Genomic DNA, 16,744 nt, shown 5'->3' on the forward strand with positions numbered 1-16,744 from the left:
CCCTGTTTTTGGACAGAAATGTGGGAAAGTTGGCGTTCCGCCAGCAACCTAGCGGTCTTCCCCCTCAAACAAGCCCGCCAATTGTTCGATCATCGTGCCGCCCAGTTGTTCGGCATCCATGATCGTCACCGCGCGCCTGTAGTACCGAGTGACGTCGTGTCCGATGCCGATTGCGACCAGCTGAACCGGCGATTTCTTTTCGATCCAGTCAATTACCTTGCGCAAGTGCTGCTCAAGATAGCCAGCATTGTTCACGCTCAAGGTCGAATCGTCGACCGGCGCGCCGTCGGAAATGACCATCAGGATGCGACGATCTTCCGGTCGGGCCAGCAGGCGGGAGTGCGCCCACATCAGCGCCTCTCCGTCGATGTTCTCCTTCAGCAGCCCTTCGCGCATCATCAGGCCAAGGTTGCGGCGGGCACGCCGCCACGGCTCATCCGCCTGTTTGTATACGATATGGCGCAGATCGTTTAGGCGGCCGGGGTTCTGCGACTTGCCCTTGGCCAGCCACTGCTCCCGGCTCTGCCCGCCCTTCCATGCGCGGGTGGTAAAGCCAAGGATTTCGGTCTTCACGCCGCAGCGCTCCAGCGTGCGAGCCAGCACGTCGGCGCTGATTGCCGCGATGGAAATCGGGCGGCCCCGCATCGAGCCGGAATTGTCGATCAGCAGGGTGACGATGGTGTCCTTGAATTCCTGATCCCGCTCGACCTTATAACTCAACGAGTGGCCGGGGCTGATCACGACGCGGGCCAGCCGCGCGGCATCCAGCAAGCCTTCTTCCTGATCGAAATCCCAGCTGCGGTTCTGCTGCGCCATCAAGCGGCGTTGCAAACGATTGGCGAGCTTGGTCACTACGCCCTGCAGGCCCTTCAACTGCGCATCCAGATAGGTGCGCAAGCGGCCCAGCTCTTCCTCGTCACAAAGGTCCACCGCGCCGACGACCTCGTCGAAATCGGTGGTGAAAGCGCGATAGTCGAAGTCGTCGGGAATATCGGTCCACGGCCGGTTGGGCCGGACGGGCATCATGCCGTCGGGATCGCCCTCACCCGGTTCGAAATCGGATTCGCCTTCCTCGCCGTCGGTCTCGCCTTCGCCGTCCTCGCTCTCGCCCTCTGTCACATCGCTGGGCGCGGGTTCGGCGCGGGCATCGGAATCGCTGGCGACGTCATCCTCGTCGTCCTGCTCGATCTCGTTGTCACCCTCCGGCTCGTCGCTGTCGCCATCGGGGGCGGCGTCTTCCGGGTCGGTGACGATCAGTTCAAGGTGTTCGAGCAGGCCGCGCAATTTCTGCGAAAACGCCGCCTGGTCACCGATGACTTCGGCAAGGCCGGCGAAATCGTCGCCGATCGCGCTTTCGATCGCGGCACGGCGCAGGTTAAGCCCGGCGCGCGCCTCTTGCGGCGGAGCTTCGCCGGTCAGCGCCTCTCGCGCCATCAGCGCCAGCGCGGTGGCCAGTGGAACATCCTCCGCCTTGTCGGCGCGCAGGATCGGGTCGTTCGCCAAGCGCCGATCGAGCGCGGCGGCAAGGTTGGCGCGCGTCCCCGCCATGGTATTCGCGCCCAGCGCTTCCCAGCGAACCTGTTCCAGCGTGTCGAAGACCTGCCCCGCGACCGGCTCCATCGGGCGGGACTTGCGGTGGGCGGCAGCGTCGTGGTGGCGATTCTTCAGCGCGAAACTGTCGGCCACGCCGCGCGCGGCGGCGACCGGCCCTGCCTCCAGCTTGCGGCCGGGCATTGGCACGCGAACGGTGCTGCCCGCCTGCGACGGCGCTTCGCTGGTCCAGTTCACCTCAAGCTCTGCATCGCGCGCGACGGCACGGGCCGTCACGGTCAGGGCGGAGCGGAACTTGTCGAGAGAGGACTGGTCGGCCAATGCGCGCCCTTACAGGATGGATTGGCCGGTCTTGGCCCAGTCGGCGAGAAAGCCTTCGATGCCCTTGTCGGTCAGCACATGCTTGAACAGCGCCTTGATGACCGAAGGCGGCGCGGTCATCACATCGGCACCGATCCGCGCACTTTCCAGCACGTGGGTCACGTGACGCACCGAAGCTACGAGAATCTCGGTCTCATAGGCATAGTTGTCATAGATCAGGCGAATGTCGCGGATCAGGTCCATACCGTCGAATCCGTTATCGTCGTGGCGACCCACGAACGGCGACACGAAGGTCGCGCCAGCCTTGGCTGCAAGCAACGCCTGATTGGCCGAGAAGCACAGGGTCACGTTGACCATCGTGCCTTCGCCAGTCAGCGCCTTGCAGGTCTTCAACCCGTCGATCGTCAGCGGCACCTTGATGCAGACGTTGTCGGCCAGCTTGCGCAGGACTTCGGCCTCTTTCATCATCGTTTCGTGGTCGAGCGCGACGACTTCCGCGCTGACGGGACCATCGACGATGGCGCAGATTTCCTTGGTGACTTCCATGAAGTCGCGGCCCGATTTGGCGATCAGGCTGGGGTTGGTGGTCACGCCATCCAGCAGGCCGGTCGCGGCAAGGTCCTTGATATCGGCGATTTCGGCGGTGTCGGCAAAGAATTTCATCACTGGCTCCGGCAGGAAGGGTGGCCCATGGGCGAATCTGATTGGGCCTATATGCCCTCACCCGCCCATACGCCACCCCGCGCGCCGGTTACCTGTCAGGCGACGCCAAATACCCCGATCAGCAGCGGATCGTTGGTCTGGCCCGGATTGGCGCGGATACCCGACTCTTCATTGCCCATTTCGGTCCAGATCGTCTCTTCCGCCGCGTCGGTCAGGCCATAGACCACGTTCTGCAGGTTCGTGCCGGTCAGCGCCGAGAGCGCGGTGCCGATCACCGGATCGCTGACAAGGTCGAGCGCATCGCCGATTTCCGGCAGCATCACATCGATCAGGCGCTGGCCCATGTTCTGGCGCAGGAACCCGGTCGCCGCCGTCGGCCCGCCGCGCACGATATCAATGGCGTTGGAGATGCCGACGACGCGGATCGTATCGGCAATCGCGGGCGCGGCGCGCATCGCGCCCTTTACCGCGACATCGGACAGGCCGCGATAGAGCCGGTCTTTCACCAGACCAGACGTGAGGATCGAGGACAGCACGCTACCCCGCGCGCCAAGGAACTGATCGAGTTGCAGGCGCGCGACCTGGCTGTCGTAAAACCCGTTGGTGGCCAGGAGGCGGTCGAAAGCACGCTCCGACGACAGGGTCAGCAAACGGCGGATCGCCTCGACAAAACTGAACCCGCCATAGCTGGCACACCCCGGCAGCGTCAGCGCAGCGGCACCGATCCCGGCGAAACCGAGAAAGCGGCGGCGGCTGGAAACAGTGTCGGTGATCGAGGATTCGGCAGGGGTTTCAAAATTCATGACGACAACTCCTTCTCGCGTCGTGCGCCGGGGTGTCGCATTCCGCGGCGAGTGCTCATATTGGCAAGCGTCTCATGAACCGCGTCCGTATCCTTGTCCTTAACGCCGCTCTCGGTCCGCTCGACTACAGCGTTCCCGATGGCCTGTCCCCGGTACCCGGCAGCGTGGTGGTTGCGCCGCTGGGGCCCCGTCAGGTGCTCGGGATCGTGTGGGAAAGCGAACGGTTGCCGGGGGCCGAGGTTCCGGACGCGCGGCTGCGCCCCATTCTCGACGTGCTGCCGGTGCCGCCGCTGCGCGCTGCCCTGCGGCGGCTGATCGAATGGACGGCGGACTACTACTGCGCCTCGATGGCCAGTGTCGCGCGGATGGCGCTGTCCTCCAGCGCGGCGCTGCGCGGCGGCGGTACGGTGACAGAGTACCGGCTGACCGGTGTCATGCCCTCTCGCCTGACCCCGCAGCGCGATGCGGCGATCTCCGCATTGGATGGCGAACAGGGCACGATCCGCGAACTGGCCGACCTTGCGGGCGTATCCGAGGCCGTGCTGCGCGGACTGGTGAACGCGAACGTGATGGAGCCGGTAGTGGTGGAGATCGACCGGCCTTATCGGCCCGCCCTGCCCGATCATGCCCCGCCCGACCTGTCGGACGAACAGCGCGGCGTTGCGGATCGGTTCGTCAAGGCGGTGAAGACCCGCGACTTTGCGCCGTTCCTGCTGGATGGCGTGACCGGTTCGGGCAAGACCGAGACGTACTTCGAGGCCGTGGCCGAAGCCATCCGCATGGGGCGGCAGGTGCTGGTCCTGCTCCCCGAAATCGCGCTGACCGAGAATTTCCTGAAGCGGTTCGAAGCACGCTTCGGCGTTCCCCCGGTCGTGTGGCATTCCAGCCAGAAGCAGTCCGAACGCCGCCGCGCATGGCGTCAGGTGTGCGCCAAATCGGACAAGGGGGGCGGCGCGCAAGTCGTGGTCGGGGCGCGGTCCGCCCTGTTCCTGCCTTTCGCGAACCTTGGCCTGATCGTCGTGGACGAAGCGCACGAGGTCAGCTTCAAGCAAGACGACGGCGTGCGTTACAACGCCCGCGACGTCGCGGTCATGCGCGCCCGGTTCGAGAAAATCCCCGTGGTTCTGGCCAGCGCCACGCCCGCGCTGGAGAGCCTGCAAATGGCCGAGGCGGGGGTTTACGAGAAAGTCGACCTGCCCAGCCGTTTCGGCGAAGCATCCTTGCCAGACATCGCCGTGGTGGACTTGCGCGAACAGGTCCCGCCTCGCGGGCGCTGGCTCGCCCCGCCGCTGGTCGCGGGCATAGAGGAGCGGCTGGAACGCGGTGAGCAGGCGCTGCTGTTCCTCAATCGACGCGGCTATGCGCCATTGACCTTGTGCCGGAATTGCGGGTTTCGCTTTCAATGCCCGAACTGCTCGGCATGGCTCGTCGAACACCGCCTGTCGAAACGCCTCGCCTGTCACCACTGCGGCCATGAAGTCCCCAGCCCCAGCCAGTGCCCCGAATGCGGCGAGGCCGATTGCCTGACCGCCTGCGGGCCCGGAGTAGAACGCATCGCGGACGAGGTCGCGGCAATATTCCCCGATGCACGCACCGCCGTCGTCACCAGCGACACGCTGTCGAACCCCGAAAAGATCGCGGCTTTCGTCGAAGCGGCGGAAACCGGCGCGATCGACGTGATCGTCGGCACGCAACTGGTGACGAAGGGCTATCACTTTCCCGAACTCACGCTTGTCGGTGTGGTCGATGCCGATCTGGGGCTGGAGGGCGGAGACTTGCGTGCCGCCGAGCGCAGCTATCAGCAAATCGCGCAAGTCGCGGGCCGCGCCGGTCGGGCCAGCAAACCCGGCGAAGTCCTGATCCAGACACGCCACCCCGACGCGCCGGTCATCGCAGCCCTCGCCGCCGGGGACCGCGACGCGTTCTACGCAGCCGAAACCGAAGCCCGCCGCCACGCCGGGGCCCCGCCCTTCGGCCGCTGGGCCGCGATCATCGTGTCGAGCGAGGACGAAGCCGAAGCCGCCGAAGCCGCGCGCAAGGTCGGCGGCACGGCGCCACGGCTGGACGACATCGCGGTCTATGGCCCGGCCCCTGCCCCGCTGTCGTTGTTACGCGGCCGCTATCGCTATCGCCTGCTGATCAACGCCCGCCGCAGCGCCGCGCTGCAACAAACGATCCGCGACTGGCTGGACGATTTGAACTTTCCGCCGGGCGTGCGCGTTGGGGTCGATATCGATCCTTACAGTTTCGTTTGAAATCTTTTTGATCTGGCAAGGGCTTCACAATTCGCCCCCATTCTGCAACTTTGCTTGAAAAATGGGGTTGCACACATGCGTAAGCGAATTCTCGGTTTAGCCATACTTGCACTTTGGCCGAATGTGGCCGTTGCCGATGATTGGCATGAGGCAAACACAGCGCATTTCCGCGTATTTGCAGAAGGAACGGAATCCGACGCGGAAGAACTGGCTATCAAGCTGGAGCGCTTGGACGAAGCTATGCGTTTCATGCTCAACGTTCCGCCCGATACGGTCGCCAATCCATCAGCTCGGCTGACGGTCCTCCGGACCGGCGATGCAGACGATATTGCAGGACTCGCCGGAAGCCGAAGCTCTGGCATCGCGGGATTTTTCATACCGAGAGCAGGCGAATCCGTCGCTTTCGTCCCTGCTAAGGAAGGGCGTCGCGAAGCGATCGGTTCCGTCTATCGCGGCAGGTCCGAAATACCGGCCGAGTTCGTGCTATTTCACGAATACGCGCACTATTTCATGTATCAGCACGCAGCCGCCTCCTACCCTTATTGGTATAGCGAGGGTTTCGCTGAAGTTTACAGCACGCTCGAATTTCTTCCGAATGGATTTATCCTAGGAAAACCGCCAAGGCATCGCGATGATGCGATGCAATATCTCGAGCGCAAGTCCGTCAGGCTTTTGCTCGAGCCAGTCGAACGGGTGCGTGTCATCGACGTTATCGCGGCATATTCAATGGGCTGGCTGCTAACCCATTATCTGACGTTTTCGCCCGACCGCGAAGGGCAGTTGTCAGACTATTTCAGCCTGCTCAATCAGGGCTTCGACAGTATGGCTGCGGCTGAAAAAGCGTTTGGCGACATCAAGGAGCTGGACAAGGATCTCGATTCTTATCTGCGGGGGCGTGCCCGCGGGGTTACCGTCACGTTCGACGATTATACTAAGCCGAGCGTTGACGTGCGCAAACTGTCGGAGGGAGAAGCTGCCCGAATGTCGCTGTATATGCGACTGAAAGCTGGTGTTGATCCAAAAGCCGCCGCCTCTCTTGTCGATTCTGCGCGAGAACTTGCAACCCAATACCCGTCATCGGCTCCGGTACAATTGACTGCCACAGAATCTTTTTTTGACGCGCAAATGTACGAAGAGGCGACGGCCGCCGCCAAGCGGATCATCGAACTCGAGCCTGATAACTTGCGTGCGAGAATCTTTCTCGCACGCATTTTACTCACAAAAGCGTTGGAGGATTCAAGCCAGTTCGAAGCGGCGCGCATACCGATCTCTGAAGCAAACAGGCTGCAACCGAACCAGCCTGAAGCGCTTTACCTATTCTATTTGTCATATCGCTTGTCAGGCCAAGAGGTGCCGGAAATTGCCCTTATTGCCTTGGAGCGCGCGAATGAGCTGGCCCCCTTTGACGAAAATATTCGCAAGTCCCTTGCCCACCTTCTGCTTCTGGAAGGACGGGATAAGGCAGCATTGGCGGTGCTCAATCCGCTAATCAACGACGTAGAGAGGGGAAAAGACGCGGAAATACTGCGTGAAAAGTATACGGCGATTGAGGAGGGTAATCCCGCCTCTGCAATCGCTTATCTTGCGCCTTCTCTACCGTGGCTCCCCCCAGAGAAGAGCGACGCGGAAGATTGATCATCCCCGCTCTCGCCGCAGCAGTTCGGTCTTGATCTTCTCGCCATAGGCATAGCCACCGACGCTGCCGTCCGACCGGATCACGCGGTGGCAGGGGATCAGGACCGCGACGTTGTTCGCGCCGTTCGCGGTCCCCGCCGCGCGCACTGCCGTGGGGTGTCCGGCGGCTGCGGCGAGTTCGGCGTAAGTGCGGGTTTCGCCCACCGGGATCTTGCGCAGTTCGGCCCAGATGCGTTCCTGAAATGCGGTGCCCTTGACGTCGAGCGGGATGTCGGGGGCTGCGCCGGGTTGCTCGACCGCCGTGACGACCTGCCGCATCAGATCCGCGAAATCCGCGCCGCCTTGCACCAGTTCGGCCTTTGGGAAACGTTCTCGCAAGTCCGCCTCACCCTCGCCGAACGATAGACGGCACACGCCCCTATCGGTCGCTGCGACCAACATTGAACCGAGGCTTGTCTCGACGGTAGCCCAGCGGATCGTCACGCCCGCGCCGCCCTTGGCCCATGCCGATGGTGCCATACCCATCCGCTCCTTCGCTTTCTCGTAAAACCGCGACGGCGCGCCATACCCTGCGGCATGGATCGCGCCGGTCACATCCTCTTCGCCGAGCGCCTGTTGCGCGCGATCCATCCGCAAGGCCCGGCCATAGGCGGCAGGGGTCATCCCGGTTGAACGGGCGAAAACGCGAGAGAAATGCTCAGGCGAATACCCGACCGCCTCGGCCAAGTCGGCCAGCCCGACCCTCTCCTCCACATCGCGCAGGATCGCCAAGGCCTTCGCCACCGCCGCCTCATCCCGCGCCACTTCGTCAGGGCGGCAACGCAGGCAGGGGCGAAAGCCCTTCGCCTCCGCTTCGGCATTGTCGGCGGCAAGGATCATGTTTTCCGGGCGTGGCCGACGCGCCGCGCAAGACGGGCGGCAATAGATCTGCGTCGTCGTCACGCACACCACGAAGCGGCCATCATAGCTGCGATCGCGCCGGGCAAAAGCGTCCAGCGCCTCTGCCTCTGGCGGCATCTTGGTGTTGGAAGGGCGGATCGCGGTCATCTCTGTCATACAGATGGACCTAGCGCGGCATCGCTGCAACGCGCTTCCCGAAAGCTGCGGGCAAAACATTTCAGGGCCTGACACCCGCGCGATCAATCGGCTAACAGCCGAGGCATGGCATCCTCCCGCCTTTCTGTTTCGACTGCCACGCGCTGGCTGCGCGGGTTGTTCTGCGCCGTCCTGCTGGCGCTCGGCGCACAGTTGATCGCGCCCACCCCCGCCCGCGCCGACAGCGCCGACATCAATGCTGCCGCGCGCAGCGTTGTGCGCGTCGTCATCGTCCTGCGCGATAATTCGGGATACGACGTTATCGGCCACGGTACCGGCTTTGCCGTCACGCCGACACTGATCGTCACCAATGCGCACGTGCTGGCCCCGCTGCTGGAGGACGATCGCCTCCGCCTTGGCGTCGTGCCCGCGCAAGGCCGCACCGGGTACTTCGCGCGAATCGTTCGGGTGGCGAGCGATGTCGACCTTGCCCTGATCGAACTGACCGAACAGGCCAGTCTGCCGGTCGCCACGCTCTATACTGGGCGGGTCGAGGACGGTTCCGACGTATTCGCCGTGGGCTATCCGGCCAATGTCGACCAGGCGCTGGGACAGGGCCTCAACGGCCTCGTCTCGCCACAGGCCCCGGTGAAATCGCGGGGGCAGATTTCCGGCGGCCGATCGTCCACCGAATATGACACCCTGCTCCACACCGCACCCATCGGCACCGGAAATTCGGGCGGGCCGTTGCTCGATGCCTGCGGGCGTGTCGTCGGCGTGAACAGCTTCGGTACGATCAGCGACAACGGCTCCGATTCGGAATTCTACTTCGCGGTCTCGATGCGAGAGATGCTGCCTTTCCTGCGCAAGGCCGGTGTCGCGATCCACAGCAACGCCCTGCCGTGCCGCAGCCTTGCCGAATTCGACGCCAACGAAACCGCCCGCCAGATGCGAGAGGCTGCCGCCCAGCAGGCCCGGGCAGAGGCACTGGCCGCCGAACGGTCGCTGGCGGCGGAACGTGCCGCGCGGCGGTCCGAACTCGAATCGATCGAATCGAGCGAGACGCTGATGGGCCTTGCGGGCGTCATGCTGGTGCTGATGATGCTGGGCGCGATTGGCGGCATGCATTTCTATGACAAACGCGAGAGTGAGCAGGCCACTGCCTGTGCGATATTCGCCGTGCTGTGCCTTGCCGGCAGCATCGCGGCGTGGACCGCGCGGCCCTCTGTGGACGAGATCGTCGAACGCTCTGCCGATGCCGAACGTGCGGCGATGAAAGAGGTTGCCGATGCGCAGCAGCCCGATTCGCTGATCGACAAGGGCAAGTTCACCTGTACGTTCCGCCCCGAACGCAGCCGCGTGACCGTATCGACCACCAACGATGTCTCGGTCGACTGGTCGCCCGATGGCTGTATGGCGGAACGCAGCCAGTACGGGCTGTCCAGCGGGGAATGGGCGCGGGTCGTGGTTTCCGACAGCGATCAGACGATCTCTATCAACCGATACGATCCGCAGGCGCGCGTCTATTCGGTGGACCGCTACCTCGTCGACCTGTCCACGATGGAGGCGGCCCGCAAGGCCCGTGCCCAGTATCAGGCCCCGGCATGCGGCGCAGGCACCGATGCCGCGCGCACCCTGGGCGAAGACCAGCAGGCGATTCGCGCATTGCTGCCCGATCAGGCCAACGAACGCCTTGTCTATGCCTGCGAACCGGCCGCGATTGCCGCATCTGCGACCGACAAAACGGACCAAGACGCGAAATAACGCCCGTAAACGGCAGGCATTTGGCCGCTTTCATAAGTCATTTCGCACCAGCGAAGGATTAGCCCAAGGGCGCGGTTGTCATTTGCCGGTTTCGTTGCTAGGCGCGCCGCCGAGAAGGAACCCCCTGACTGCCGCCATCGGCAGCATGCGGTCTCGCCCGCCCGAAACGGCGGAACGAAACCGACAGGATGTTTCCGGCAATGAAGAGGGACACGACGCGCGTGGATAATTCCGGCGGCATCACGGCCAGTCTTGCAGGACGCTATGCATCGGCGCTGTTCGACCTGGCGGTCGATCAGAACCAGGTGACGGCAGTGGAAGGCGATCTCGATTCGCTGCGCGAGGCGATTAGCGCCACGCCCGAACTCGCCGCACTGTTGAAAGACCCGGAAATCAGCCGCAGGGCCAGTGGAGAAGCGATCGTCGCGGTCGCCACCCACCTCGGCGCTGCCGATTTGACAAAGAAGTTCCTCGGCACGCTGGCGGAAAATCGCCGCCTTGCGAAGCTTCCCGAAATGATCCGCGCATTCCACGCCATCGCCGCTGCACAGCGCGGCGAGGTTACGGCGGACGTCACCAGCGCCCACGCGCTGACCGATACCCAGATTGCCGCGCTGACCGCGAAGCTGACGGCCCGAGAGGGTCGTGACGTCAAGGTCCGCACGTCGGTCGACAGCTCGATCCTGGGCGGCCTGATCGTAAAGATCGGCAGCCAGCAGATCGACGGTTCGATCCGCACCCGTCTCAATTCCCTCGCCACGGCGATGAAGGGCTGAACGCCCGTTACTTATAAAGGCTGAACACGATGGAAATTCGCGCCGCAGAAATCTCGAAGGTCATCAAGGACCAGATCGCCAATTTCGGCACCGAGGCTCAGGTAAACGAAGTCGGCAGCGTGCTGTCGGTCGGTGACGGCATCGCCCGCATCCACGGTCTCGACAAGGTGCAGGCCGGTGAGATGGTCGAATTCACCGGCGGAATTCAGGGCATGGCCCTGAACCTCGAAGCCGACAACGTCGGTGCGGTTATCTTCGGTTCGGACGCCACCATCAAGGAAGGCGACCAGGTCAAGCGGACCGGCACCATCGTCGACGTTCCCGTCGGCAAGGGCCTGCTGGGCCGCGTCGTCGACGCGCTGGGCAACCCGATCGACGGCAAGGGCCCGCTGACCGACGTCACCCGCGCCCGCGTCGAATCGAAGGCACCGGGCATCATCCCGCGTAAATCGGTGCACGAACCCGTGCAGACCGGCCTCAAGGCCATCGACGCCCTCGTCCCCGTCGGCCGTGGCCAGCGCGAACTGATCATCGGCGACCGTCAGACCGGCAAGACCGCCGTCGCCATCGACACCTTCATCAACCAGAAGGGCGTCAATGCTGGCGATGACGAGAGCAAGAAGCTCTACTGCATCTACGTCGCCGTCGGCCAGAAGCGTTCGACCGTCGCGCAGATCGTGCGTCAGCTCGAAGAAAACGGCGCGATGGAATACTCGATCGTCGTCGCCGCGACCGCTTCGGAGCCTGCTCCGCTGCAGTACCTTGCGCCCTACACCGGCGCCGCGATGGGCGAATTCTTCCGCGACAACGGCATGCACGCCGTCATCGTGTACGACGACCTTTCCAAGCAGGCCGTCGCCTATCGCCAGATGTCGCTGCTGCTGCGCCGCCCGCCGGGCCGCGAAGCCTATCCGGGCGACGTGTTCTACCTGCACAGCCGCTTGCTGGAGCGTGCGGCCAAGCTGAACGAGGAAAACGGCGCAGGTTCGCTGACCGCGCTGCCGATCATCGAGACGCAGGCGGGCGACGTGTCGGCCTACATCCCGACCAACGTGATCTCGATCACCGACGGACAGATCTTCCTTGAAACCGGCCTGTTCTACCAGGGCATCCGCCCGGCGATTAACGTCGGCCTCTCGGTGTCGCGCGTCGGTGGCTCGGCCCAGACGAAGGCGATGAAGAAGGTCGCCGGTTCGATCAAGCTGGAGCTGGCGCAGTACCGCGAAATGGCGGCCTTCGCACAGTTCGGCTCGGACCTCGACGCCTCGACCCAAAAGCTGCTCAACCGCGGTGCGCGCCTGACCGAGCTGCTGAAGCAGCCGCAGTTCAGCCCGCTGCCGTTCGAAGAGCAGACCGTGTCGATCTTCGCCGGCACCAACGGCTATCTCGATGCGATCCCGGTTGACGCGGTGACCCGTTACGAGAGCGAGATGCTGAGCTTCATGCGCAGCGAACATGCCGACGTTCTGGGCGAAATCCGCTCGACCCAGAAGTTCGAGGATGACGTGAAGGCCAAGGTCGTCGCCGCCCTCGACAAGTTCGCCAAGCAGTTCGCCTGAGACCCTGAGAGACACTAGCTAGGGAGCCGTCATGGCCTCTTTGAAGGAACTCAAAGGTCGGATCACCTCGGTCAAGTCGACCCAGAAGATCACCAAGGCCAAGCAGATGGTCGCGGCCGCAAAGCTGCGCAAGGCACAGGCGCGGGCCGAAGCCGCCCGCCCCTATGCCGAACGTCTGGCCGCGGTCATGGCCAGCCTCGCCACCAAGGTGAGCGGAGACAACGCGCCCAAACTGCTGGCGGGAACGGGATCGGACAAGCGCCACCTCCTGGTGGTCGTGAACACCGACAAGGGCCTGTGCGGCGGCCTCAACGCAAACATCGTGCGTGCGGCCTCAGCCAAGGCGCGCGAACTGGTTGCAGCGGGCAAGGACGTCGAGCTTTACCTCGTCGGCCGCAAGGGCCGTGCGCCGCTGAAGCGCAACTTCCCGAACGCCATCGGCAACCAGTTCGACACCAGCCAGGTGCGTGAGCCCGGTTTCGAGGAAGCCGAGCAGATCGCCTCGGAAGTCATCGGCATGTTCGAGGACGGCAAGTACGATGTCGCCCACCTCGTCTATCCGGTGTTCCAGTCGGCCCTGGCGCAGGACCCCGTGGTTCAGCAGATCGTCCCCGTCCCGGCCCCGGAGAACGCACCGGCGGATACCGGAGCGGTAGTCGAATACGAGCCCGACGAGGAAGCGATCCTCGAGGAACTGCTGCCCCGTTATGTCAAGACGCAGGTCTTCGGCGCGCTGCTGGAGGTTTCGGCCTCTGAACAGGGCGCATCGATGACGGCGATGGACAACGCGACGCGCAATGCGGGCGAGCTGATCGACAAGCTGACCATCCAGTACAACCGCAGCCGTCAGGCCGCGATCACCACCGAACTCGTTGAGATTATTGCAGGCGCGGAAGCGCTGTAATCTAAAGGCAAGGAAACAACCATGGCCACCGCAGCACCCGTGCTCGACAGCACCAGCAACATCCCCGCCCAGGGCAAGATCAGCCAGGTCATCGGCGCCGTCGTCGACGTGACCTTCGAAGGCGAACTGCCCGCGATCCTCTCCGCTCTGGAAACCCAGAACGGCGACAACACGCTCGTCCTCGAGGTTGCGCAGCACCTTGGCGAGAACACCGTGCGCACGATCGCAATGGACGGCACCGACGGCCTTACCCGCGGCCAGTCGGTTCGCAACACCGGCAAGCAGATTACGGTTCCGGTCGGCCCCAAGACGCTGGGTCGCATCATGAACGTCGTCGGTGAGCCGATCGACGAGCGTGGCCCCGTCGGCAGCGACATGTTCGCCCCGATCCATGCCGAGGCCCCGGCATTCATCGACCAGTCGACCGAGGCCTCGATCCTTGTAACGGGCATCAAGGTCATCGACCTTCTCGCCCCCTACGCCAAGGGCGGCAAGATCGGCCTGTTCGGCGGCGCCGGCGTCGGCAAGACCGTGCTCATTCAGGAGCTTATCAACAACATCGCGAAGGGCCACGGCGGCGTGTCCGTGTTCGCCGGTGTGGGTGAGCGTACCCGCGAAGGTAACGACCTTTACCACGAATTCCTCGACGCGGGCGTCATCGCCAAGGACGCTGACGGCAACGCCACGTCCGAGGGCTCGAAGGTCGCCCTCGTGTTCGGCCAGATGAACGAGCCCCCGGGCGCGCGTGCCCGCGTCGCCCTGTCGGGCCTCACCATGGCCGAGTACTTCCGCGACCAGGAAGGCCAGGACGTTCTGTTCTTCGTCGACAACATCTTCCGCTTCACGCAGGCAGGCGCAGAAGTGTCGGCACTGCTCGGCCGTATTCCTTCGGCCGTGGGCTATCAGCCGACCCTGTCGACCGACATGGGCCAGCTGCAGGAACGCATCACTTCGACCACCAAGGGCTCGATCACCTCGGTTCAGGCCATCTACGTCCCTGCGGACGACCTTACCGACCCGGCCCCGGCTACCTCGTTCGCCCACTTGGACGCGACGACCACGCTGAACCGTGCGATTTCCGAACTCGGCATCTACCCGGCGGTCGACCCGCTGGACTCGACCAGCCGCGTTCTCGAACCGCGCGTCGTCGGTCAGGAACACTACGAAACCGCTCGTAAGGTTCAGGAGACGCTGCAGAAGTACAAGTCGCTGCAGGACATCATCGCCATTCTGGGCATGGACGAGCTTTCGGAAGAAGATAAGCTGACCGTCGCCCGCGCGCGCAAGATCCAGAAGTTCCTGTCGCAGCCGTTCCACGTTGCGGAAGTCTTCACCGGCATCCCGGGCAAGTTCGTGCAGATCGAAGACACCATCAAGTCCTTCAAGGCGGTGGTGGACGGCGAGTACGACCACCTTCCCGAAGCAGCCTTCTACATGGTTGGCGGCATCGACGAGGCGGTCGCCAAGGCCAAGAAGCTGGCCGAGGACGCCTGATCATGGCGCTGCACTTCGAACTCGTCACGCCGGCCAAGCTGGTCCGATCGGAAGATGTCCACATGGTGGTCGTCCCCGGTTCGGAAGGCGAGTTCGGCGTGCTGGAGGGCCACGCGCCCTTCATGTCCACCATCCGCGACGGCGCGGTGCAGGTCTACAAGACCGCCACCTCCGCCCCGGAAGAGATCATGGTCCAGGGCGGCTTCGCCGAGGTCGGCGATGCTGGCCTGACGGTTCTGGCCGAACACGTAAGCGAGTAATTCGCGCGACCGATCGAAGCGAACTGGGGCGTCCACGCGGGCGCCCCTTTTCGTATGTCAGCGCCGCGCTCCCTTGCGCGGGCGCATGGAAATCCGGTTTCTTGTTCGCGATCCACCGCAAGAACCGCCCAATTTCCGCGTCTTTGTGCACTGCCTCCGCATCGTCCCCGATCCGCGCCAGTTCCGCATTGGAAAAACGCGCATGCAACGTCCTGTGGCAAATCGGATGGACTGCGCGGGTCACCCGCCCGCCCCTGCTTTTGGGCACGGGATGATGCCATTCCACCCGCCGGCCCAATGGCCGCCGGCAAAGCCAGCAAGTTTCGGGTTGCTCACTCATCCCGCTTCGTCAGGCACGCCGACCGGTTGCCGACCGCGCCACAGGAACAGACCGGATGCGACGATGATCGCCACCCCGACAAGCGCCAGCAGATCGGGCACGTCTCCGAACAGCAACCAGCCCAGCACCCCCGCGCAGACGATCTGGACATAGGTCATGGGCGCAATGGTGGCGGCCCCGGCCCGCGTCGTGCCGAAATAGATGCACCAGTGCCCCGCCGTCGCAACTATGGCCACGACCACGCCCGCCAAGATCGCAACGCCCTGCGGCGCGCCGACGTGAAGCGTTTCGACACCGGACAAATGCCCCGCCAAGGCGGTCAGGGCGAGAAAGAACGCGGCGGGCGCGGCAAGCTGGAACTGCATGGCCAAGGCGCTGCCCGACCCGGCAGACAGGCGATTGCCGATCACCAGCATGCTCATCCCCAGTGCCGAAACCAGTGGCAGGATAGCCACCGGACCCAGCGCCATCAGATTGGGCCGCAAGACAATGGCGACCCCGACGAACCCGCCCAGATTGGCCAGCCATGTCTGCCGCGTCACCGGCTCTTTCAGGAATGGCGATTGTATACCTTGCAAACACAAGCGAGGGAGGGCTAGGTGAATAGCGCTTGGAGCGTATCGGATTCGCTTATTTGGCGAGCGGTCCTTACGCTCCCCGAAAGGGTGGGGCGTTTAATCATGGACCTTGGATTCGGCTCGCTTGTTGAGAAATTTGAGGAGCATTTTGGGAGATGGCCGACGCGGGTTATGCTGGCGGTCATCGGCTTAGCTGCGATGACTGTCTGTGTGCGTTTGATTATTCTCGACGCCATAGTCCCGATTGTTCAGTTCATACTAGGGGCGGGTGGACAATCCGCGCTTGAACTTATCGTTAGCGTCTTGGCCGTAGCCGCTGGCGCTGCCTTTTCCGCGTTCGTTGCTGGTGGGATATTTCGCTGGTTTGTCACGCGGAAGGTCGACGTGATTATAGCGAAGGCGCAGGAACAGGTCGCTCGTTCGTATGCGATAATGGAGGAAGCGAGTTCCGCCGTAGCAGAGGTGCGCGCTTCGCATGAAGAACTGCAGGAACTGTTTTCTCAAAGCTCTGAACGTGGAACCGAAGGCGAAGACGGTGGGGGAGTCCGCAGCTGAGGTAGGTTCATTCGCCCTTCTCCGGCTTGCCCCTCGCGACCTTCTTTAGCCGTTCATCCCAATGAGCTTCGTCCTCGTCGCATTCGAGTTCGCGGGCAAGTTCCTTGAATTTGTCGGATTGACTCTTTTTATCAGCGGCTTTCGTATGCGGCATGACTGTTTTCCTATTCGCCGATGAATCTGGCTGCTTCTCGTTCAAGCGGGGCGGCGGTGCGAGCCGATATTATATTGTCTGCACTGTAGCGACAACC

15 protein-coding genes and 1 pseudogene are annotated in these 16,744 nt (G+C 63.4%); 9 read left to right on the plus strand and 7 right to left on the minus strand.

Translation table 11 applies throughout. The features are described from left to right. Positions 1-48: 48 nt before the first annotated feature. The 3 genes from cobT to AB433_RS09385 form a co-directional block, all read right to left on the minus strand. A complete protein-coding gene (cobT, locus tag AB433_RS09375; protein ID WP_047820813.1) occupies positions 49-1,872 on the minus strand; it encodes a cobaltochelatase subunit CobT in 1,824 nt (607 codons plus the stop codon). A 9-nt stretch (positions 1,873-1,881) separates the two neighbouring features. After that, entirely contained in the window at positions 1,882-2,535 is a 654-nt protein-coding gene (gene fsa / locus AB433_RS09380) for a fructose-6-phosphate aldolase (protein WP_047820814.1), read from the minus strand. Positions 2,536-2,630: 95 nt separating this feature from the next. Then, positions 2,631-3,338, minus strand: a complete 708-nt coding sequence (locus AB433_RS09385; RefSeq protein ID WP_047820815.1) for a DUF4197 domain-containing protein — start codon at positions 3,336-3,338, stop codon at positions 2,631-2,633. Positions 3,339-3,412: 74 nt separating this feature from the next. Here AB433_RS09385 and AB433_RS09390 point away from each other — a divergent pair, with 74 nt between their 5' ends. Both AB433_RS09390 and AB433_RS09395 read left to right on the plus strand, forming a co-directional pair. Continuing rightward, positions 3,413-5,593: a primosomal protein N' gene (locus AB433_RS09390; RefSeq protein WP_047820816.1), complete on the plus strand. Its 2,181-nt coding sequence runs from the start codon at positions 3,413-3,415 to the stop codon at positions 5,591-5,593. A gap of 75 nt (positions 5,594-5,668) precedes the next feature. Next, positions 5,669-7,228, plus strand: a complete 1,560-nt coding sequence (locus AB433_RS09395) for a tetratricopeptide repeat protein (RefSeq protein ID WP_156170767.1) — start codon at positions 5,669-5,671, stop codon at positions 7,226-7,228. Here AB433_RS09395 and AB433_RS09400 read toward each other — a convergent pair whose 3' ends face one another. Next, entirely contained in the window at positions 7,229-8,275 is a 1,047-nt protein-coding gene (locus AB433_RS09400) for a bifunctional transcriptional activator/DNA repair enzyme AdaA (protein WP_375782412.1), read from the minus strand. 114 nt (positions 8,276-8,389) lie between these two features. Between AB433_RS09400 and AB433_RS09405 the strand changes: the two genes are divergently transcribed. The 6 genes from AB433_RS09405 to AB433_RS09430 all read left to right on the plus strand — a co-directional run bounded on the left by AB433_RS09405 (position 8,390) and on the right by AB433_RS09430 (position 15,020). Continuing rightward, the gene (locus tag AB433_RS09405; RefSeq protein ID WP_047820818.1) at positions 8,390-10,027 is read left to right on the plus strand and encodes a S1C family serine protease; all 1,638 of its coding nucleotides are present in this window, start codon (positions 8,390-8,392) and stop codon (positions 10,025-10,027) included. Between the two features lie 221 nt (positions 10,028-10,248). Beyond that, complete coding sequence (locus tag AB433_RS09410) at positions 10,249-10,803, plus strand: F0F1 ATP synthase subunit delta (protein WP_047823752.1); 555 nt, start codon at positions 10,249-10,251, stop codon at positions 10,801-10,803. Positions 10,804-10,832: 29 nt separating this feature from the next. Then, positions 10,833-12,362, plus strand: a complete 1,530-nt coding sequence (atpA, locus tag AB433_RS09415) for a F0F1 ATP synthase subunit alpha (RefSeq protein WP_047820819.1) — start codon at positions 10,833-10,835, stop codon at positions 12,360-12,362. Between the two features lie 31 nt (positions 12,363-12,393). After that, positions 12,394-13,266, plus strand: coding sequence for a F0F1 ATP synthase subunit gamma (locus tag AB433_RS09420; protein ID WP_047820820.1), 873 nt, complete (start codon positions 12,394-12,396; stop codon positions 13,264-13,266). A gap of 21 nt (positions 13,267-13,287) precedes the next feature. Beyond that, on the plus strand, positions 13,288-14,760 hold the full coding sequence (gene atpD, locus AB433_RS09425) for a F0F1 ATP synthase subunit beta (protein WP_047820821.1): 1,473 nt from the start codon (positions 13,288-13,290) through the stop codon (positions 14,758-14,760). Positions 14,761-14,762: 2 nt separating this feature from the next. After that, the gene (locus AB433_RS09430; protein WP_047820822.1) at positions 14,763-15,020 is read left to right on the plus strand and encodes an ATP synthase F1 subunit epsilon; all 258 of its coding nucleotides are present in this window, start codon (positions 14,763-14,765) and stop codon (positions 15,018-15,020) included. A 73-nt stretch (positions 15,021-15,093) separates the two neighbouring features. On the opposite strand, the pseudogene AB433_RS21250 reads toward AB433_RS09430, so the two are convergent. Continuing rightward, positions 15,094-15,360, minus strand: a pseudogene (locus tag AB433_RS21250) (HNH endonuclease); the annotation flags it as partial. Beyond that, a complete protein-coding gene (locus tag AB433_RS09435) occupies positions 15,357-15,902 on the minus strand; it encodes a DMT family transporter (protein ID WP_053059091.1) in 546 nt (181 codons plus the stop codon). The gene AB433_RS09435 and the pseudogene AB433_RS21250, both read right to left, overlap by 4 nt. A 138-nt stretch (positions 15,903-16,040) precedes the next feature. Here AB433_RS09435 and AB433_RS09440 point away from each other — a divergent pair, with 138 nt between their 5' ends. Continuing rightward, entirely contained in the window at positions 16,041-16,493 is a 453-nt protein-coding gene (locus tag AB433_RS09440; RefSeq protein ID WP_156170768.1) for a hypothetical protein, read from the plus strand. Positions 16,494-16,500: 7 nt separating this feature from the next. Here AB433_RS09440 and AB433_RS20510 read toward each other — a convergent pair whose 3' ends face one another. After that, positions 16,501-16,692 (minus strand): hypothetical protein, encoded by a 192-nt coding sequence (locus tag AB433_RS20510; protein WP_156170769.1) that lies wholly within the window; start codon positions 16,690-16,692, stop codon positions 16,501-16,503. Positions 16,693-16,744 lie beyond the last annotated feature (52 nt).

This window comes from Croceicoccus naphthovorans (genome assembly GCF_001028705.1).
In the GTDB taxonomy this organism is placed as follows: Bacteria; Pseudomonadota; Alphaproteobacteria; order Sphingomonadales; family Sphingomonadaceae; genus Croceicoccus; species Croceicoccus naphthovorans.